16 protein-coding genes and 2 tRNA genes are annotated in these 15,080 nt (G+C 43.0%); 5 read left to right on the top strand and 13 right to left on the bottom strand.

The annotated features are described in order from the left end of the window. The first annotated feature begins 78 nt into the window (after nt 1–78). On the top strand, nt 79–963 hold the full coding sequence (locus tag ACFPQ4_RS22770) for a hypothetical protein (RefSeq protein ID WP_378114217.1): 885 nt from the start codon (nt 79–81) through the stop codon (nt 961–963). Nucleotides 964–1,295: 332 nt separating this feature from the next. Here the strand turns inward: ACFPQ4_RS22770 and ACFPQ4_RS22765 are convergent, their stop codons facing one another. Both ACFPQ4_RS22765 and ACFPQ4_RS22760 read right to left on the bottom strand, forming a co-directional pair. Continuing rightward, nucleotides 1,296–3,317 (bottom strand): sensor histidine kinase, encoded by a 2,022-nt coding sequence (locus tag ACFPQ4_RS22765; protein ID WP_378114216.1) that lies wholly within the window; start codon nt 3,315–3,317, stop codon nt 1,296–1,298. Further along, a complete protein-coding gene (locus ACFPQ4_RS22760) occupies nt 3,295–3,996 on the bottom strand; it encodes a response regulator transcription factor (protein WP_378114215.1) in 702 nt (233 codons plus the stop codon). Before ACFPQ4_RS22760 ends, ACFPQ4_RS22765 begins: the two co-directional genes overlap by 23 nt. Nucleotides 3,997–4,165: 169 nt before the next feature. Between ACFPQ4_RS22760 and ACFPQ4_RS22755 the strand changes: the two genes are divergently transcribed. After that, nucleotides 4,166–4,405, top strand: coding sequence for a PLDc N-terminal domain-containing protein (locus ACFPQ4_RS22755; RefSeq protein WP_378114214.1), 240 nt, complete (start codon nt 4,166–4,168; stop codon nt 4,403–4,405). Between the two features lie 135 nt (nt 4,406–4,540). Then, nucleotides 4,541–5,434 (top strand): hypothetical protein, encoded by an 894-nt coding sequence (locus tag ACFPQ4_RS22750; protein ID WP_378114213.1) that lies wholly within the window; start codon nt 4,541–4,543, stop codon nt 5,432–5,434. A gap of 5 nt (nt 5,435–5,439) precedes the next feature. Here the strand turns inward: ACFPQ4_RS22750 and ACFPQ4_RS22745 are convergent, their stop codons facing one another. Together ACFPQ4_RS22745 and ACFPQ4_RS22740 are read right to left on the bottom strand one after the other, a co-directional pair. Next, complete coding sequence (locus ACFPQ4_RS22745) at nt 5,440–6,243, bottom strand: SPL family radical SAM protein (RefSeq protein WP_378114212.1); 804 nt, start codon at nt 6,241–6,243, stop codon at nt 5,440–5,442. Then, nucleotides 6,240–6,971, bottom strand: a complete 732-nt coding sequence (locus ACFPQ4_RS22740) for a uracil-DNA glycosylase (protein WP_378114211.1) — start codon at nt 6,969–6,971, stop codon at nt 6,240–6,242. Before ACFPQ4_RS22740 ends, ACFPQ4_RS22745 begins: the two co-directional genes overlap by 4 nt. Before the next feature lie 201 nt (nt 6,972–7,172). On the opposite strand from ACFPQ4_RS22740, the gene ACFPQ4_RS22735 reads away from it, so the two are divergent. Then, the gene (locus ACFPQ4_RS22735) at nt 7,173–7,259 is read left to right on the top strand and encodes a putative holin-like toxin (protein WP_378114517.1); all 87 of its coding nucleotides are present in this window, start codon (nt 7,173–7,175) and stop codon (nt 7,257–7,259) included. A 178-nt stretch (nt 7,260–7,437) separates the two neighbouring features. Here ACFPQ4_RS22735 and ACFPQ4_RS22730 read toward each other — a convergent pair whose 3' ends face one another. Then, nucleotides 7,438–7,626: a hypothetical protein gene (locus tag ACFPQ4_RS22730; RefSeq protein ID WP_378114210.1), complete on the bottom strand. Its 189-nt coding sequence runs from the start codon at nt 7,624–7,626 to the stop codon at nt 7,438–7,440. A 245-nt stretch (nt 7,627–7,871) separates the two neighbouring features. Between ACFPQ4_RS22730 and ACFPQ4_RS22725 the strand changes: the two genes are divergently transcribed. Further along, nucleotides 7,872–8,411: a hypothetical protein gene (locus tag ACFPQ4_RS22725; protein ID WP_378114209.1), complete on the top strand. Its 540-nt coding sequence runs from the start codon at nt 7,872–7,874 to the stop codon at nt 8,409–8,411. Between the two features lie 210 nt (nt 8,412–8,621). Here the strand turns inward: ACFPQ4_RS22725 and ACFPQ4_RS22720 are convergent. The 8 genes from ACFPQ4_RS22720 to ACFPQ4_RS22685 all read right to left on the bottom strand — a co-directional run bounded on the left by ACFPQ4_RS22720 (nt 8,622) and on the right by ACFPQ4_RS22685 (nt 15,033). Continuing rightward, nucleotides 8,622–8,715 (bottom strand) — tRNA-OTHER (locus ACFPQ4_RS22720). A gap of 330 nt (nt 8,716–9,045) precedes the next feature. Next, complete coding sequence (locus ACFPQ4_RS22715; protein ID WP_378114208.1) at nt 9,046–10,659, bottom strand: DUF2326 domain-containing protein; 1,614 nt, start codon at nt 10,657–10,659, stop codon at nt 9,046–9,048. Beyond that, on the bottom strand, nt 10,649–10,879 hold the full coding sequence (locus ACFPQ4_RS22710) for an ABC-three component system middle component 7 (protein WP_378114207.1): 231 nt from the start codon (nt 10,877–10,879) through the stop codon (nt 10,649–10,651). The genes ACFPQ4_RS22715 and ACFPQ4_RS22710 overlap by 11 nt, the downstream gene beginning before the upstream one ends. Then, nucleotides 10,866–11,663, bottom strand: coding sequence for an ABC-three component system protein (locus ACFPQ4_RS22705; RefSeq protein WP_378114206.1), 798 nt, complete (start codon nt 11,661–11,663; stop codon nt 10,866–10,868). Before ACFPQ4_RS22705 ends, ACFPQ4_RS22710 begins: the two co-directional genes overlap by 14 nt. A gap of 448 nt (nt 11,664–12,111) precedes the next feature. Further along, nucleotides 12,112–12,200, bottom strand: a tRNA-OTHER gene (locus tag ACFPQ4_RS22700). 205 nt (nt 12,201–12,405) lie between these two features. Next, complete coding sequence (locus ACFPQ4_RS22695) at nt 12,406–12,549, bottom strand: HNH endonuclease (protein WP_378114516.1); 144 nt, start codon at nt 12,547–12,549, stop codon at nt 12,406–12,408. A gap of 162 nt (nt 12,550–12,711) precedes the next feature. Then, nucleotides 12,712–13,875, bottom strand: coding sequence for an HNH endonuclease family protein (locus ACFPQ4_RS22690; RefSeq protein WP_378114205.1), 1,164 nt, complete (start codon nt 13,873–13,875; stop codon nt 12,712–12,714). A 3-nt stretch (nt 13,876–13,878) separates the two neighbouring features. Continuing rightward, on the bottom strand, nt 13,879–15,033 hold the full coding sequence (locus ACFPQ4_RS22685; RefSeq protein WP_378114204.1) for an adenine-specific methyltransferase EcoRI family protein: 1,155 nt from the start codon (nt 15,031–15,033) through the stop codon (nt 13,879–13,881). Nucleotides 15,034–15,080: the final 47 nt, after the last annotated feature.

The following is a 15,080-nucleotide window of genomic DNA, read 5'->3' as shown; positions in this document are numbered from 1 at the left end:
TACTTCATTCCTTAATTGGAAAAAGCTATAATTACCTAAGTCGCAACCCATCTTTTTATCTTACTGAATAGGAGTTACATGATGAATAGAATACACTTTTCAAAAGCTTTATGTATGAATATTTCTACATACGACAATTTAAACGGTCATGGCGAACAAATTGTCTTTCTATTAAAAACTGTTTTCAACCTATTCTTAAAACATACTTCAGAAAAACTATCAATTCAATGTGAAAGAATGAATCACAGAGTTCAAAGTTCCATTTTCGAAGAGAAAAAACTAACAAAAATTTATGAGCTAATTCTCCAAGGGGAAGTTCTTGAATTAATAATTGAGGATCGTGAGGGATCCGACATTAATAATGAAAGATCTTATCCTCCAGAATTCTCCTTGGTATTAATGTGTAACCATGCAGCGACTTATTCTCTTCCGGATGATAAGAAATTCAATTTTGCTAACGGACTCAGTATATCGCTAAATGAAAGCTTATTTACAGACAATCTAATCCCCAGTAGTGTTCAAGAAAACTTTATCAACTTGTTTATTACAATATTAAAATCGATAAACGGAGCTATGGGCTATATTACTTTTGAAACAGCTGCAGCGTACATTGTAGGTGGAACCTTATTCGAAAACTACCATAGAATAAATACTAATCTAGCTCCTGGGTACACTAAGTATGTTAGCGGATATCACTGGATGAACTTTTTAAATTCTAATCAAATCTCCCAGCTCGGAGGGCATGAATGGATTTGCAACAACGCTCCTTGTAAAGTCATCCCTATCGATCCTCACGGTTTAATTCTTCAACTGTCCGATAATGTTAATAATTATTCTGATAATCAGCTATTGGAACTCCGCGAATTTTTATCCCCTTTGTTTCACCCTGGAGTTGGCAAGTCAGGCCCCCTCATATTTGAAGATGGATATTATCATCGCTTGGTAGAAATACAAGTACTCTAATTGCCATTCACGCTTAATCCGTCAATAACCTCCCACACGAAATAATCCATATGGTTTCCCAACTGATCGCAGAGGTAAGTGTCCATGATAATGATAGGTTGCGTCGAAAGACGCTACCTAAATGAAAAAGGCGCCCAAATGATAGGCGCCTTCACTTTCCTATGTGACTGAGGTCAATATCCCGTTACTAAATTCGAGAGTACTCGTGCCGGCAACTACTGATCCCGAATTTCCTGAGAAGACATTTGCTTTCATATCGAAGGATTCCTGGAAGTCGCTCCGGAAGAGATATTCTCTATGGCTGCTTTTTTAACAAGCATAGAACCTAGCGATTAATACCGTCTCAACTCGACAATGACATTAAACTGATCCCCGTCGATGACGATCGATAGCTTTCCGCCGTGGAGCTCCACGATGCTCTTCGCGATAGCGAGACCGAGGCCGGAGCCTTCGGTATGCCGGGAAACGTCGCCGCGCTTGAAGCGCTCGAACAGTTCATCCGAGTTGAACGACAGCTCGTAAGCGGATATATTTTGCATCGATACGACTACAGTGTCCACCGTCTCGGTCAGGCGGATGTACACGCGCGTTCCCCCGAGGGAATATTTCAAAGCGTTGGAGATCAGGTTCTCGAACACTCTCCACATCTTTCTTCCGTCCAGACGCGCGTAGACGTGCGGAGCATCTATATGGACGCGGAAGCTTAGTCCGGAAGCCGCAATCTTATCGCCGAATTCTCCGAGCGCTTGGTTCAGGAGGGCAGCCACGTCCACTTGATCCAATTGAAGCTCCGCTGCGCCGCTCGCCATCTTGGAAGCCTCGAACAAATCGTCGATCAACACCTTCAATCTTTGCGCTTTACGATCCAGCACCTCGACGTATTGCGCCCGCTCTTCCTCGGTCACTTCTTCCCTCTTGAGCAAATCGACGTAATTAATAATCGAAGTAAGCGGCGTCTTCAAATCGTGTGAGACGTTCGTAATGAGCTCGGTCTTCAGCCTATCGCTCACCACCTGCTTCTCGATGGAGCGCTGTAAGCCAACCTTCATATTATTGATATTCGCTGCAAGCCGAGGCAGGTGACCTTCGCCTTTTAACGGAATTTCGGCAGTGAAATCGCCCGACACCTGCGCCTCCACGCCCGTCATGATCTCCTTCAAATATCGGAGTTTCCGGTATAAGTAAGGTACTACGATCACGACCAACACGAAGAAGTACAAGAGCGCGAGTACAATAATGCCATCACTCCCGTTAGAAGCAAGCGCAACAACCGGAATGAATCCAAGCAATGCAGCCAACCCGGTGAACACGATGAATTTGAACGTTAGGCTGAGCTGTTCCATACCCGAGCGGATTTGCATAATAACGCTATTCTGCCACTGAGCTGCGCGCTGTTCCGGATTCCGAATCAGCACGAGTATGCTGCGCAGGCTGAAGAAGAGGAAACAAGTTAGCAGTGCCGTCACGAACAATTCAGGAATTTGGTCCCTGCGAATCGGGAAGCGAGTGTCCCAACCATACGTATCCCAATTCAACAATAGGACCAGTAGGACGATAGTGACAATGCCCGTGAATATGATTCGCAAGTCGAGCGGGAAGCCGCTCATCGGAATATTGCGACTGGCGTTCGATTCGATGGCGGCGCGTCTTTGTCGCACGTACAGCGACAGAGCGAGCGCAGCAATCAAACAGGCGCCAAGCAACAGCGCGTTGCGCTTCATGTGGTCCTGCACGGATTGATAAGCCGCGTATTCGTTCTGAATCGGATTCAAGTCGTCGGAGCTCTTGAGGATCACGATCGTCCCCTTAAGCGAAACGTTATAGACGAATGCCGCCCTTTCACGAAACGGATATTTTTCTACCGAAATCGGAACCTCGACTTGGCGTAGCACCTGTTCGCTATTTTTAGGCCAATCCGCCGGGATTGGGTTCATGTTGGTATAGGTTTCTCCGGTTTGTTCGTTCTTGACTACGTATTGGATGTAAGCAGAACTCAAATCCAAGAAGCTCTTGGCACTATCGTATATGCGATTGGCTTCTATAGCCGGGTGCGGCCTGGATACGGAATTAGCCCCATTATCCCCATAGAGGATTTGAAGTTGATCGTATAGCTCGTTGCGGAGTCGTTGGTCAAGCGACTGCTTGTCGAAATCATCGGCATAAATATGGTGAATCGCGATCATAGACATGATACTGCTAATCTCGCGGTTGAAATATGGGCTATCGAAGTAGTTCCCTATGAAGTCCTTATGCTTGTTGAGATCCGCCAATAGTGCCAAGAAGAACGTCCATAATAGGATCGAACAAGCGAATAAAATAGAGCTTACGCGTTTACTTTTCCATTTTGTAGCCAATTCCCCACACCACCTTTATGTATTTCGGATCTTTAGCATTGATCTCGATTTTCTCGCGGATTCTGCGGATATGTACGGCTACGGCGTTATCAGCGTTGAAGGCGGCATCCTTCCACACCTTCTCGTAAATCTCATCGATTGAAAATACGCGGCCCTTGTGCAACATCAAGAGCTCGAGAATTTTGTACTCGGTCGGCGTCAGCCGGACATCTTCCCCTTCGACCGTCACTTCCTTCGTCGTTCTATCGAGCGTCAGGCCGCGAACGCACAGCTTCTCTCCTTCATTATCCTCAGCGGAAAAACGTCCTAGGTTCGTATAACGCCGAAGCTGGGATTTTACACGGGCAATTAGCTCCAGCGGGTTGAAGGGCTTCGTCATATAATCGTCGGCTCCGACGTTCAAACCGATGATTTTGTCGTTATCTTCGGTTTTGGCCGACAGCATGAGAATGGGCACGTTAAGCTGCTCCCGGATTTTGAAGGTAGCCTGAATGCCGTCCATCAGCGGCATCATGACATCGAGGATGACGAGATGAACTTCTTTTTCCTTCAATAGCTCCAAAGCTTCTTGTCCATTTCGCGCCGTAGACACGGCTATGCCCTCGCTTTTTAAGTAGATTTCGATGGCGCCGAGAATATCGATATCGTCGTCAACGACAAGCACATGGTATTTAGACAATTCGGGGTCCCCCTGAATGGTTTCGAATCAACCGGTTAAGTCTTATGATAAGCCCAACCTCTTACGAAAAGGCAAGCCTATTTCTTTCGAATTTATGAAGATGTGCTCTATTCGCAACCTTCCCCATTTACGCGCGTATGTAGATCATCAAAACCTTAGGGGGATTCGAATGTCGCTTGGCGGTGCCGATGGCTTCGGAGAAATGATTATGTTCTTCCTGTTCCTATCGTTCATCTTCTTCATCATCCACATTGCGATTTGCGTGTGGGCTTACCGGGACGCAATCCGCAAAGGAAGAAGCCAGGAGTTCGCGTTGCTCGTGTTGCTGGCGCTATTCTTCTTCCCCGTGATAGGCTTCATCGTCTATTTGTTCATTCGGAACGATACTACCCACTCTCGCTATCGCTAGCGCGCATAAATAAGCGGCCGCCGAAATAAGTTCGGTTGCCGCTTTTTTTGGCCTTTGGTGCAACATTTGCCAAAACCTTCTCGTCTAGAGGGTACGAAACAAAAACAATACGAATCGATTTAGGAGGAAACGAAGATGTTACAAACGTTGAAAAAACCCGTGTTGCTGTTGATGCTGATTGCTATGTTCACCATGGTCGCGAGCGGTGCCGCCTACGCGAATGCCAAACCATCGGATAAACACCCGAACTCGATTAAGGTGTCCGACGCCGTCACGATGATCGTGCACGGATTAAAGCTTAACATCGATAACATTCGGTTTATCAAAAAACCGGAAGCAAGCGACTACTATACTAAGGTGAAGGATACCGCTCCTTATGCCGGCGATTTCATCATCGCGCAATTCAACGGGCTGGGGCTGCCAAGAGATATTAACCCGGATGCCTACGTGACCCGCGAGCAATTCGCGAAATGGTTATACGGCGGTCTTAGCACGACGGGAGAATACGCTTGGATCGAGTTGTATATCGAGGTAAAAGACGCGAATAAAGTGACTAAGGGGTACATGGACAGCATCCAGAAGCTGCTGATCGCGGGAATCGCGTCGATGGACAGCCTCAATCGCTTCTGGCCGACGATGGAGGTCACGAAAGGGCAAGCCGAGCGAATGGTCAAGAGAGCTCAAGCGTTCGTGGACAATAACAAACCGGCGCCGCAACCCGAAAATCCGGAAATCGGCATATTGTCCGACGTGAAGATCAGCTCCGAGCACTGGGCCGACGGCGTTGACCGCGTCACCGTGAGCGCGCTTGTGCCGCACCGCGGATATGGGCTAGACATCGCAGGCGTCCAATTCATTAAAGGCGTTGCCGTCGTCTCTTACCGCGTCGTGCAGCCCGATCCTGCGGCGTTCTATGCACAAGTCGTAACGGAAGTGAAAGCTTACGCCTACGTTCCTGCCGGATCCAAGGCCATACTCGGCGAACAAGCGCTCTCCGAACCGAGAGAGACCAGCACCTCTAATCCATAATAACCTTAAGGCGTGGGCGCGAATCCTTGAGCGCTCACGCCTATTGTATGCCCTGGACTAAGCTTGCGCAGTTCGTCGACGAGTCCATCAACGACCGCGGGATCATACCATTCGGTCAACCCATGCTCGTCATACAGCCTTCTCATTCCTAACGCTTCGCTTCTCTTCCCTCCGCTTCCATCCCCCTGAAAATAGTCGTCCACGACGATACGAGGCGCAGCCTCGACAAGTATCCTAGGGAAATCCGCAGAATAAGGCAAAATCGGAGACACGGCAACCTGCGTAGCGATGCCGGCTTCTTGCAATGCCTTCAGCGCTCTAAATCTAGCTGCGAGCGGCGGCGCCGACGGCGTAAAAATCCGCCTCATATCCTCGCGATCCGTCTCGACGGTCATACTGACGCGTACTTTATGGCCAAGCAGCTTAAGCTGGTCAATGTCGCGCGTGACGAGCGGACTCCGGGTTTGCACAAGCACGAAATCCGGCGTTTCATCCGCCATCGCCTCCAGCAAAGCGCGGGTCAATCCCGACTTGGCCTCGAGCGGCTGATAAGGGTCCGTAGCCGACGAGAGGAAAACGGTGACTGGCCCTTTGCGTTTCGCCAAGGCGATCTCTTTGGCGAGCTTGCTGGGATCGGCTTTTTTGGGCTCCGCCCAGCTTCCCCACGGCTCCCCGCGGAACAATCCGACCGGCAACCGTCTAACGTAGCAATAAGAGCATCCGAAGGAGCAACCTACGTACGGATTAAGCGTGTGCGAATAACCGGACAGAAAGCCGGACGTCGGCGTCAGCCAGCGCACGTTGCTCATCGTTCGTCTCCCTCATGCTCGGGAATCGTCCAATCGATTTCCGAGATGCCGTTATCCCTTAGGAACGCATTGCACTTGGAAAATGGCTTGCTGCCGAAGAAGCCCGCATATGCAGATAAAGGGCTAGGGTGCACCTCTTCGATGACGAGATGGCGCGCGCGGTCGATGATCCGGCCCTTTTCCTGCGCTTGACGTCCCCACAGGATGAACGCGATCGGTTGCTCTCGGTTATTTAACGCCGACACCAGCTTATCCGTGAACGTCTCCCATCCTAGCTTACGATGCGCGTTCGCTTGACCTTCTTCGACCGTAAGCACGCTATTAAGCAAGAGCACGCCTTGCTTAGCCCAGTGGGCGAGACAGCCGTGCGCGGGCACTTCGCAGCCTATATCCTCTTGGAGCTCTTTATAGATGTTCCGCAGCGAAGGGGGAAGCTTCACGCCCGGCAGCACGGAGAAGCTGAGCCCATGAGCTTGACCTGGCCCGTGATAGGGGTCTTGTCCGAGAATAACGACCTTCACATCGGCATAAGGCGTCAATTCCAATGCGCGGAAGATACGGTCCGCCGTTGGGTTAACTTTTCTTTCGACATATATCGCTTCTAGCTTACGCATGAGTTCATGGAAGTAGGGTTGTTGCGATTCATGACCGACAATCGTCGACCAATCGTTCGTGATCGGCAGAATTGGCGTTAGGGAGCTGTTAATCGGGATTCCTCCACCTTTCATCGGAAACACTTGTCCTTCTATTTTAGCACGATAACAAGAGGACGAGCGATGTCGCAAGCAGGACAGACCTACTGTTCGACCCTGTCGAATAAAGGAGTAAAAATAGTGCCGATACAACTTACAATAATACCCATACAAATATATATTTAAGTTGCAGCTTGTAGGAAGGCGGACAGCACTCCCTGAAAGGAGGAGTCTGTAATGGATGTCTTTCAAACTCTCTCAGTCATCTTCGCTTTCGGTTTATTCCTCATTTCATTGCTAACTTATATCGAAAAGAGGAAGTAACCCGCAATGTGATTGATCGGTTCAGTCGTCTGGAACCCATACTGACATAGAGCCGCCAATTACAAGTTGCTGAGTTAGGTCATTTCGATGATCTAGCTCATCTTTTTTGCCCGTAACCGGAAAAACCCCACCGGGTGAAGGTGAGGTTGCAACTAGCTCGATCTTGGACTACCGCCACTCACTTCTGTTCCGAATCGCCGCTACCTTCCTTTTCTTCCTCCCACTTCGGAAATGCCCTCCAAGTGAACTTCTTATCGTAATCCGTAGAATCCCTTCGCACCATCCTCGTAAGAGCAGCCAGTACGATCCCGAGTATTCCGAATAATCCAACTAGCCATACGACGAGAAAAGCCGCCTCATCCTTCATCGGTTGTTCCTCCCGCTCTCCTACCTTGGTACATTGGTACATTTGTACGTCGGGTAAGAGCAAAACATCACACAAATCCACGGAAGATTCTTCGGGTGAAGGATGAGCGGGAAATTAGGAAAGCTGGTGCGCTTCTCCAGTGTTTTATTATCCCGCTTGTGAGATAATGCTCTTTGTGTCCTTTTTGGAGCTGCCCAATCCGAAAGGCGCCAAAGACAGATAAAAAACATTGGAGTGGATTTACCATGTTGAAAAAAATCACCGTAATTACCCTCTTTATTGCTGTGGCCCTTTCAGCCGCCGCTTGCTCTTCCTCAAATACGAAAAACGCGAGCCCAAACCCTTCCGCGTCTGCATCCGAGGCGGCTTCTCCATCGGCTAACCCCGATCTTGAGCATAATCTAGCTTATATCGCAGCCCGCTTAGCGGAAGAAAAAGTCGACCGTTTGTTCCATTCGGAAACTTCCGCGGACGGCAAGCCGGTACTTGCGGCCTTTACGCCGGATAAAGATGCAGCTGCCAAGTTCCTTAACTACTACATGGACTCGGCGCTCACCGAGAAAATTCTCGCTTTCTATTTGACGGACGAGAAAGCCGATAACGCGATCGTCGTCAAAGCCGATAAATTTTTCTCCGCTTCGATTCTAGCGACCGCATCGAAAACCGATGTTGCTTTCGAAGCTTCGGATGCCGGGTTCAAATTGACGACGAAAGACAACGGCGTTTATACGGTCAATCAAAACGCCGACGGTAATTATATAGTTACCGATTATTTCAACAAGTAACACTAATTCATCATCCATAGCCAGGGCAGTGATAAGAAAGGCGGCACAAGGGAGATTATCCCTGCGCCGCCTTTTTCATTGCACGAATTAAAAGTTCCGAAGCCCTTTTTCAAACGCTAAAAACGAGACATAAATGAACGGGGTATGTCGAATCGAGTTCCTCCGTATAAAAAAATCCCTTATAAGATAAGGGATTTGAGCTTTAATAAGTGGTGCCGAGGACGGGGGTCGAACCCGTACGGTGGTCGCCCACCGCAGGATTTTAAGTCCTGAACCAGCCCTTGTAACCTCTATTCTACACTACGAAAATCTCGAACACAAATCCTTTAACCATGCGGGTTAAAGGCACTTTTTATGTTCCAGGCACTCTGCGTTCGGGAAGTTGCATATATGTAGCCATGTTAGCAAAAATGTTAGCAAAATGAATGGGCAGAAGCCATCAGTTTCTGCTTTTTTTATCATAGCGGAACTCTTCGCTGCTAGCGGCGTGCTCTCCCGCGGTGGGGCGGTTTCATAGCCCTAATTTTAAGCGGCAATCAAGCAATAACCGCGTCAAACATAATCTCCAATAAGTATCGTTTAAACGTAGAGCCTTAATGTATTCTATCCATCTTTCTGTTTTTCAGTCGTAGGGTTATTTATTATTCCACGATCTTCCAAAAAGTTCATTCCCGTTTGGAGAAAGTTCTAAAACCTTTGTTTCTAGTAAAATCTTTTGACTTTCCGCAGTATACGCATTTTTCTTATCAAATGAAATAAAAATTTGTTTATCAGCTTGAATGTACTTTTTCAATATTTTTTCTATTGCTTCATCAGCTATTTGTTTTAAAACTACAGAATCATGGATGAGTATTGGCAACGCTGTTAATTCTAATATACATAAGTCATATACCACCATATTTTTATAAGATGTACCTGTACCTGTATCATCTATAGTTTCAAACTTATACTGATTCTTTTCAAAAGTAATAATTGGTGATTTCTTTTGTTCAGAGTAAATATAATCATTAATCTCCTGCATCCTAGTATTAACTTCAACTTGAAGTAGATATAATTGTTCTTTCCTCATTTGCTCCCTTCGGGCTTTAGTATCATCCCTCGAAGTTGTTAAACTGATTTGGGTTAAGTATGCTTCGTTCTCACTTGCTACCCGTTCACTCTTTTTTTGAATCTCCGAGTATTTACTTAGTATAACTTTAGATAAGTTCGGTATTTGAATAATTTTTTTAATATTCGATTCGATAGTATCAATTTCATCTTGTGATATGGAAATTATTTTGTTAAGCTCATCTTTCTTTGCCTTTAATTCTGTCTTTAATACATCTCTAATCTCATGATGAAACTTCTCTATTTCTTCAATACTCCGTAAATTGGTATTTGGGAAGAAACGTAACAAATCATCAAACTGTTCTGACTTTATTGTAGAATTTTCTTTAATGTTATTTTCCAAAGTTATAAACTGAGAATAATATTTGCTTTTCTGCCTCTTTGCAATAGAAAGCCTCTGCTTTAATTTAATAACTTCTTCAGCTTTTACTGAATCAATATCAAGTACATTATTATCCAGATCTTTAGCAATACTCTCTTTTTCTTCTTCAAGTTGGGCTAGCTCTTTTAAGTTTTCAATATATTTTCGTTTACCGATAGAGGATACAAATTCATATCTCTGGGCATTTTTAAAAGCACTAAGTTCTGTTTCTCTTTGCTTTAATAAGTCCTCTAACTCCGAAATTACCCTATATAGTCCAAACATTTTTAATAAAGCATTTATTGGAGCCCCGGCAGATTCATTAAAGACGATATCTAAAGGACGTTTTTCATTCAGGTTTTCCTTCCCGTAAATTCGAGAATATCTCCCGACAATATCTCTAAAACTTATATCTGGGAGATTAATATTGTAGCCACTTTTTAAAAAGTCGCAAAATTGAGATAGAGTTATTGTTGATACAATATTATACTCTTCGTCACATTCACACACAGTTTCCAAATCATCAGTATTTCTCAAGAAGTAGTTTTTCTTTCCTTCAAAAATAAAGCAAAACTTAATCGAATGTTGGCCTACGTGTCTTTGTATTTCTGCTGACTTTAGAATATAATCCTTCCCACCAAATGCAAAATCAATGATCATTAAAAACGTAGATTTGCCAATGGAGTTACTCCCAACGTCATCCCCTAAAACAGTATTTAAATTGGGAAAAAATTCAATCCTTTTTTGTTTAAACTCATCGCAAATAATCTCAAATAACATTATGAACTCTCCCCGGATCAAAGCTATATTCTATTTTTCCTAATGCATACAAACAGTCGAGTGCATCTAAAAATTCGGAAGTATTCTGAAATTTACTGCTGACACTGGAGTATAAATCTAAGATTGTAGAATCACTATGATTTTCAATTGCATTTAATATAATGGGAAATTTGCTAATAATGCTTTCATTATAGCTATATAATTTATTAGGAAATTTCATGGAACACCTCGCAGCTCTGAACAAAATAAGATATGACTGCTTCACAGGCTTCACTTGACGAACCACTTGATTTAGATTTTAACCACTTCACAAGTGATTCAAATATTTCACTTTTACTTACCATTTCTTCGTCACATTTTAAAAAGCTAGATCTAACTTCTGAAGCAACTAAATCAAAATTTAATTTCTTCTCTTGATCCAAGTTCTGAAATGTTTCTTTTATGAGGTTGAAATATATGCAAACATACGTTTCTATTTTATACTTTAATATCGAGTATGTCTGCTCAATCTTACTAGAAATTTTCAGTGCCTTATATTCCAACTCCATTTTTTTAAGCGTTATAGCGTCTATATTCGTTAATGAATTAATAACTAAAACAATTTCTTCATCGATATCCTGATGTGAAGTAGATATCTTCGCTTTTGAAGCAGCCAAAAGGCGTTTCTTAATCATAACTAGCCTCAAATACTCTTCTTTAGTCTTATGATCGTCATAATATCCGTGACAATCCTTACACAGTGCGACTTTATTTTCAAAATCTTCACAATTAGTACCGAGCCTTTCAAGTCCCTGAAGTTCTATTACTTCATTTGGTGTTGGACTATTGGGATATATATGTGCAATTTGGTACTTTTTATTCATACGTTTACCTTTTGGTATGAGTAAGTAATTCCCACATAACGGGCACATTCCGTCTACCTCTAGCAAATGTGCATTATCCGTATTTTCTGTAATAGCAACTCTTTCTATGAGATAAGGATCATTTATTTCTGGCTTATCCAATATAGACCCTCCAAGACTCTGAATGTTTGTCGTCAAAAATGTATGTTAATATACATAATTCGGGCTTTTAGACCCAGATCCTTCCAAACGGATGTTCTGTTTAGAAAACGTATCATTAGAATAAATAAACAAGTCGACATCACATAGTCACGCATGGTTTGATCGATACGCCCTGCGCACGCTTCCACATCAAAAATTGTTCTAAAGCCGACTCGAATGATGTTGGTATTGCCTTCTTTACCTTGGTTAACCGTCCACTCACACGAAAAATCCTCCTTCAACTTCCCGAGATTTTACCCCGAGCGTTGCGAAGGAGGATTCATGCGGAATCTCTATGGTCCTGTGCGTTTGGAAAGGCTTTTTAGGCCACACAGGACCACTTGAATTCGGTTGATTTTACGGGAAAATAATCAAAGATCCCTTGTGAAAGAAACCTTTACAGACTTAATGGTGCCGAGGACGGGGGTCGAACCCGTACGGTGGTCACCCACCGAAGGATTTTAAGTCTAGAACCAACCTTTTACCCCTCATCTCTACACCCAGTAAATCCCAAACACAAATCCTTTAACCATACGGGTTAAAGGTACTTTTTTATATTCTGGGAGCCCTACGTTCAGGATGTTGCATACGGAACCATGTTAGCAAAAGTGTTTGCAAAAAGATGGAGCAGAAGCCATATGCTTCTGCTCCTAGTTACCACAAATTCCCTAACTGCTAACGTAGCGCTCTTGTTGCAATCGCATTACACATTGCTTTTTCTTCTATTGCAGTCAGCGCATAGCATTTGGCAGTTTTCAGCTATTGTTTTGCCGCCCTTGCTCCATGGGGTAATGTGGTCTACTTGCATATCTTCTATTTTAAAGTGCTTTTTCCACTTGGTACAAATGCCTCTTTGCCGCTCGTGCCATTTTCGGGGGAAATGCTCTTATGCTTAAATGTCGTTCGTCACCGTTAAGCAGAAAAATTAAAAAGCATTTTTTACCAATTATCTTTCAGACTTATAAAGCACAAAACGAAAGAGACTACGGGTTAAAGTAGTCTCCACAATTTACTTATTTCCTTTAGCACGATTATGCGTCTTACATAACATCGTACAATTTTTAATATCTGTTACGCCGCCATTGCTCCATGCCGACACATGATCGGCGTCCATTTCGGTTATTTTATATATTCTAGCCTTGTTGTTGTCATTTCCTATAGCACATAATGGACAATTAGATTTGCCTTTATTCTGTGCATCCGTGGTTTGCTTTGTGTAAACGGTTTTCTTTGTAACATCATCAAAGAATCTTACATCAAGCAACTTCGTATCCGTACAACCGCCTAAAATATATTCATATACACCTTTTCTATTCTTAACGTAAAAGTCTGAATACAATTCCTGAAGCTTATTATGTACATCCTGTGGATTATATGAGTTTGAATGAAATCTCTCATATAATTCGCCCCACGGAAGTCCTCGCATTTCGCTTTCAACATCTGAAAAAACGCTAGATATCCAATCAATAACAGAAGTAAAGTAAGTCTTTAATTCTTTGATATTATCATCAATTCTATGTCTGCTCATGTAATCGTCAATATTGCCCTTAGAAACCCAGTCAAGGGCTGTCTTAAGATAATCCTGACGTTTAACATCACCACTTATATAAGCACTCCACTTTTGAATATTTGCGTTCTGTGAATTGCTAAATTCTCCCTTTGCCTTTGTAACGAACGGTCCCGAATGAATTGCATTGGATACTTCCTGCTCATTAAGTGGAACACCTGCAATATTGATTGTTCTAAACCATTCTTTGATTTCAGATTCTGTTCCTTGGCATTCATAGATAGTAAGCTTTGAATCCATTATTTTAATTTTCAAATCTTCAGCAAGACCGCTAAAATAATGCGGAACACCATCTGCACCAATAATCGGAAACTTTCCAGTCACAAATCTTCCGAAACTTGTTATACGTTGTTGTCCATCAAGCACTTCATATCTATCATCAGATACCTTTACAAAGTAGATAAGTCCTAACGGATAACCCTTCAAGAGGGAATCAATAACCGCAACATCCTTCTTTCCATCCGCATAGATGTAGTTCCTTTGATACTCTGGTTGAATTACAAGCTTACCAGACAAACCAAAGAGTCCTTTACCTTCATATTCGTTATATACAAATCCCCGACAAATATCAGATATTGTAGTTTCTGTTTTAAGTTCTGTAATCAAAAATCACACCCTCTTTCTAATAAATATTCTTGCATATGGAACTTTTACAGTGTTGCTTTCCCGATCATATATATAAGGTATTCCATCTCTTAATGCAGAACTTAATGGTTTCAATCTTTTATCATAAGGTCTTACACCGGCTTGTGTTCCCAGTTCGCCAGCCCCAAAACCTAAAATCTCAAATTGTTCAGGGCAATATTTACTTAAAAATGTAATAGGCACTCCCATAATTCCTTCATAATCACTAGGAATTGAATCCAAATGTGATACCTCTATTGCATCAAAGTTATCATACGTTTGATAACCAACTTCTATCAAATCTTTATGCTTACTAAACTTCAAATTATCGCTCTCTGTCATAAGCGATAGTGGTTGATGTCTTCGCCCATGTTCAATATTTGTGAACCAATTAGCATTACCCAACCTTGTATAGTTACCAACAAATCCTAGTTTTTCTGCTTTCTCCTTGTCTTTAGGATTTATTGTCGCACCATCTGGTACTCGAAACACCATATCTTCACTATTACATGTTGCGCCTACCCAAAACTTATTGTCCTTTATCAGAGGAAATATCTCTTTATATGTAATAGCATTTTGGCTTCCAATAATTAAACATTTTTTGTCAGCTTCCATTATCCAAGCAACAAATTCTCTAAACAAAGAAAACGGTGGGTTTGTAACAATTATATCAGCCTCATCCCTGAGTGCTTTAACTTCATCAGAACGAAAATCCCCATCACCCTCTAAATAAGACCATTTTAAATCTTTAATATCGATATTTCCCGAGCCATTTGTATCTCTCTCAAGAACAAATATCTTTCCTCTAGTCGCAGTTATATTTTCGTCAAACTGAGGGCTTGTCTTTTCATAATCAGTCAAAAAATCTTCTAAAGAAAATTGATAACCATTATGCTTTTTACTTTCAGTTGAAAAGCTTGTACTAATAAGCTTTTTCAGTCCCAGATTTTCGAAATTTTGAGCAAAGAATCTTGTGAAATTTGACCATTCTGGGTCATCACATGGCAAAAAAACAATTTTGTCTTTAAATGTATCCGGGAAATATTCAAGGTATGCGTTTACCTCTTTTTGTATGTACTCATACACAGTATAGAATTCATCATTTTTATTTTTTCTAGCATTGCCTAAATCTCTTGACATAATATTTCTCCTATTCAGCTTTTAATAGAACCCAAAGCTTAATGAAT

This window comes from Cohnella yongneupensis (assembly GCF_042655785.1).
In the GTDB taxonomy this organism is placed as follows: Bacteria; Bacillota; Bacilli; order Paenibacillales; family Paenibacillaceae; genus Cohnella; species Cohnella yongneupensis.
Note: the sequence above shows the minus strand (reverse complement) of the source record. Positions and strands in the feature narration are given on the sequence as shown.

What these genes read in the sequence shown, in the direction of transcription:
- ACFPQ4_RS22725 (WP_378114209.1), top strand. Translation starts at nt 7,872, where the DNA reads ATGTTGAAAAAAATCACCGTAATTACCCTCTTTATTGCTGTGGCCCTT.
- ACFPQ4_RS22770 (WP_378114217.1), top strand. Translation starts at nt 79, where the DNA reads ATGATGAATAGAATACACTTTTCAAAAGCTTTATGTATGAATATTTCT.
- ACFPQ4_RS22730 (WP_378114210.1), bottom strand. Translation starts at nt 7,626, where the DNA reads ATGAAGGATGAGGCGGCTTTTCTCGTCGTATGGCTAGTTGGATTATTC.
- ACFPQ4_RS22735 (WP_378114517.1), top strand. Translation starts at nt 7,173, where the DNA reads ATGGATGTCTTTCAAACTCTCTCAGTCATCTTCGCTTTCGGTTTATTC.
- ACFPQ4_RS22745 (WP_378114212.1), bottom strand. Translation starts at nt 6,243, where the DNA reads ATGAGCAACGTGCGCTGGCTGACGCCGACGTCCGGCTTTCTGTCCGGT.
- ACFPQ4_RS22755 (WP_378114214.1), top strand. Translation starts at nt 4,166, where the DNA reads ATGTCGCTTGGCGGTGCCGATGGCTTCGGAGAAATGATTATGTTCTTC.
- ACFPQ4_RS22740 (WP_378114211.1), bottom strand. Translation starts at nt 6,971, where the DNA reads ATGAAAGGTGGAGGAATCCCGATTAACAGCTCCCTAACGCCAATTCTG.
- ACFPQ4_RS22710 (WP_378114207.1), bottom strand. Translation starts at nt 10,879, where the DNA reads ATGAAATTTCCTAATAAATTATATAGCTATAATGAAAGCATTATTAGC.
- ACFPQ4_RS22715 (WP_378114208.1), bottom strand. Translation starts at nt 10,659, where the DNA reads ATGTTATTTGAGATTATTTGCGATGAGTTTAAACAAAAAAGGATTGAA.
- ACFPQ4_RS22685 (WP_378114204.1), bottom strand. Translation starts at nt 15,033, where the DNA reads ATGTCAAGAGATTTAGGCAATGCTAGAAAAAATAAAAATGATGAATTC.
- ACFPQ4_RS22750 (WP_378114213.1), top strand. Translation starts at nt 4,541, where the DNA reads ATGTTACAAACGTTGAAAAAACCCGTGTTGCTGTTGATGCTGATTGCT.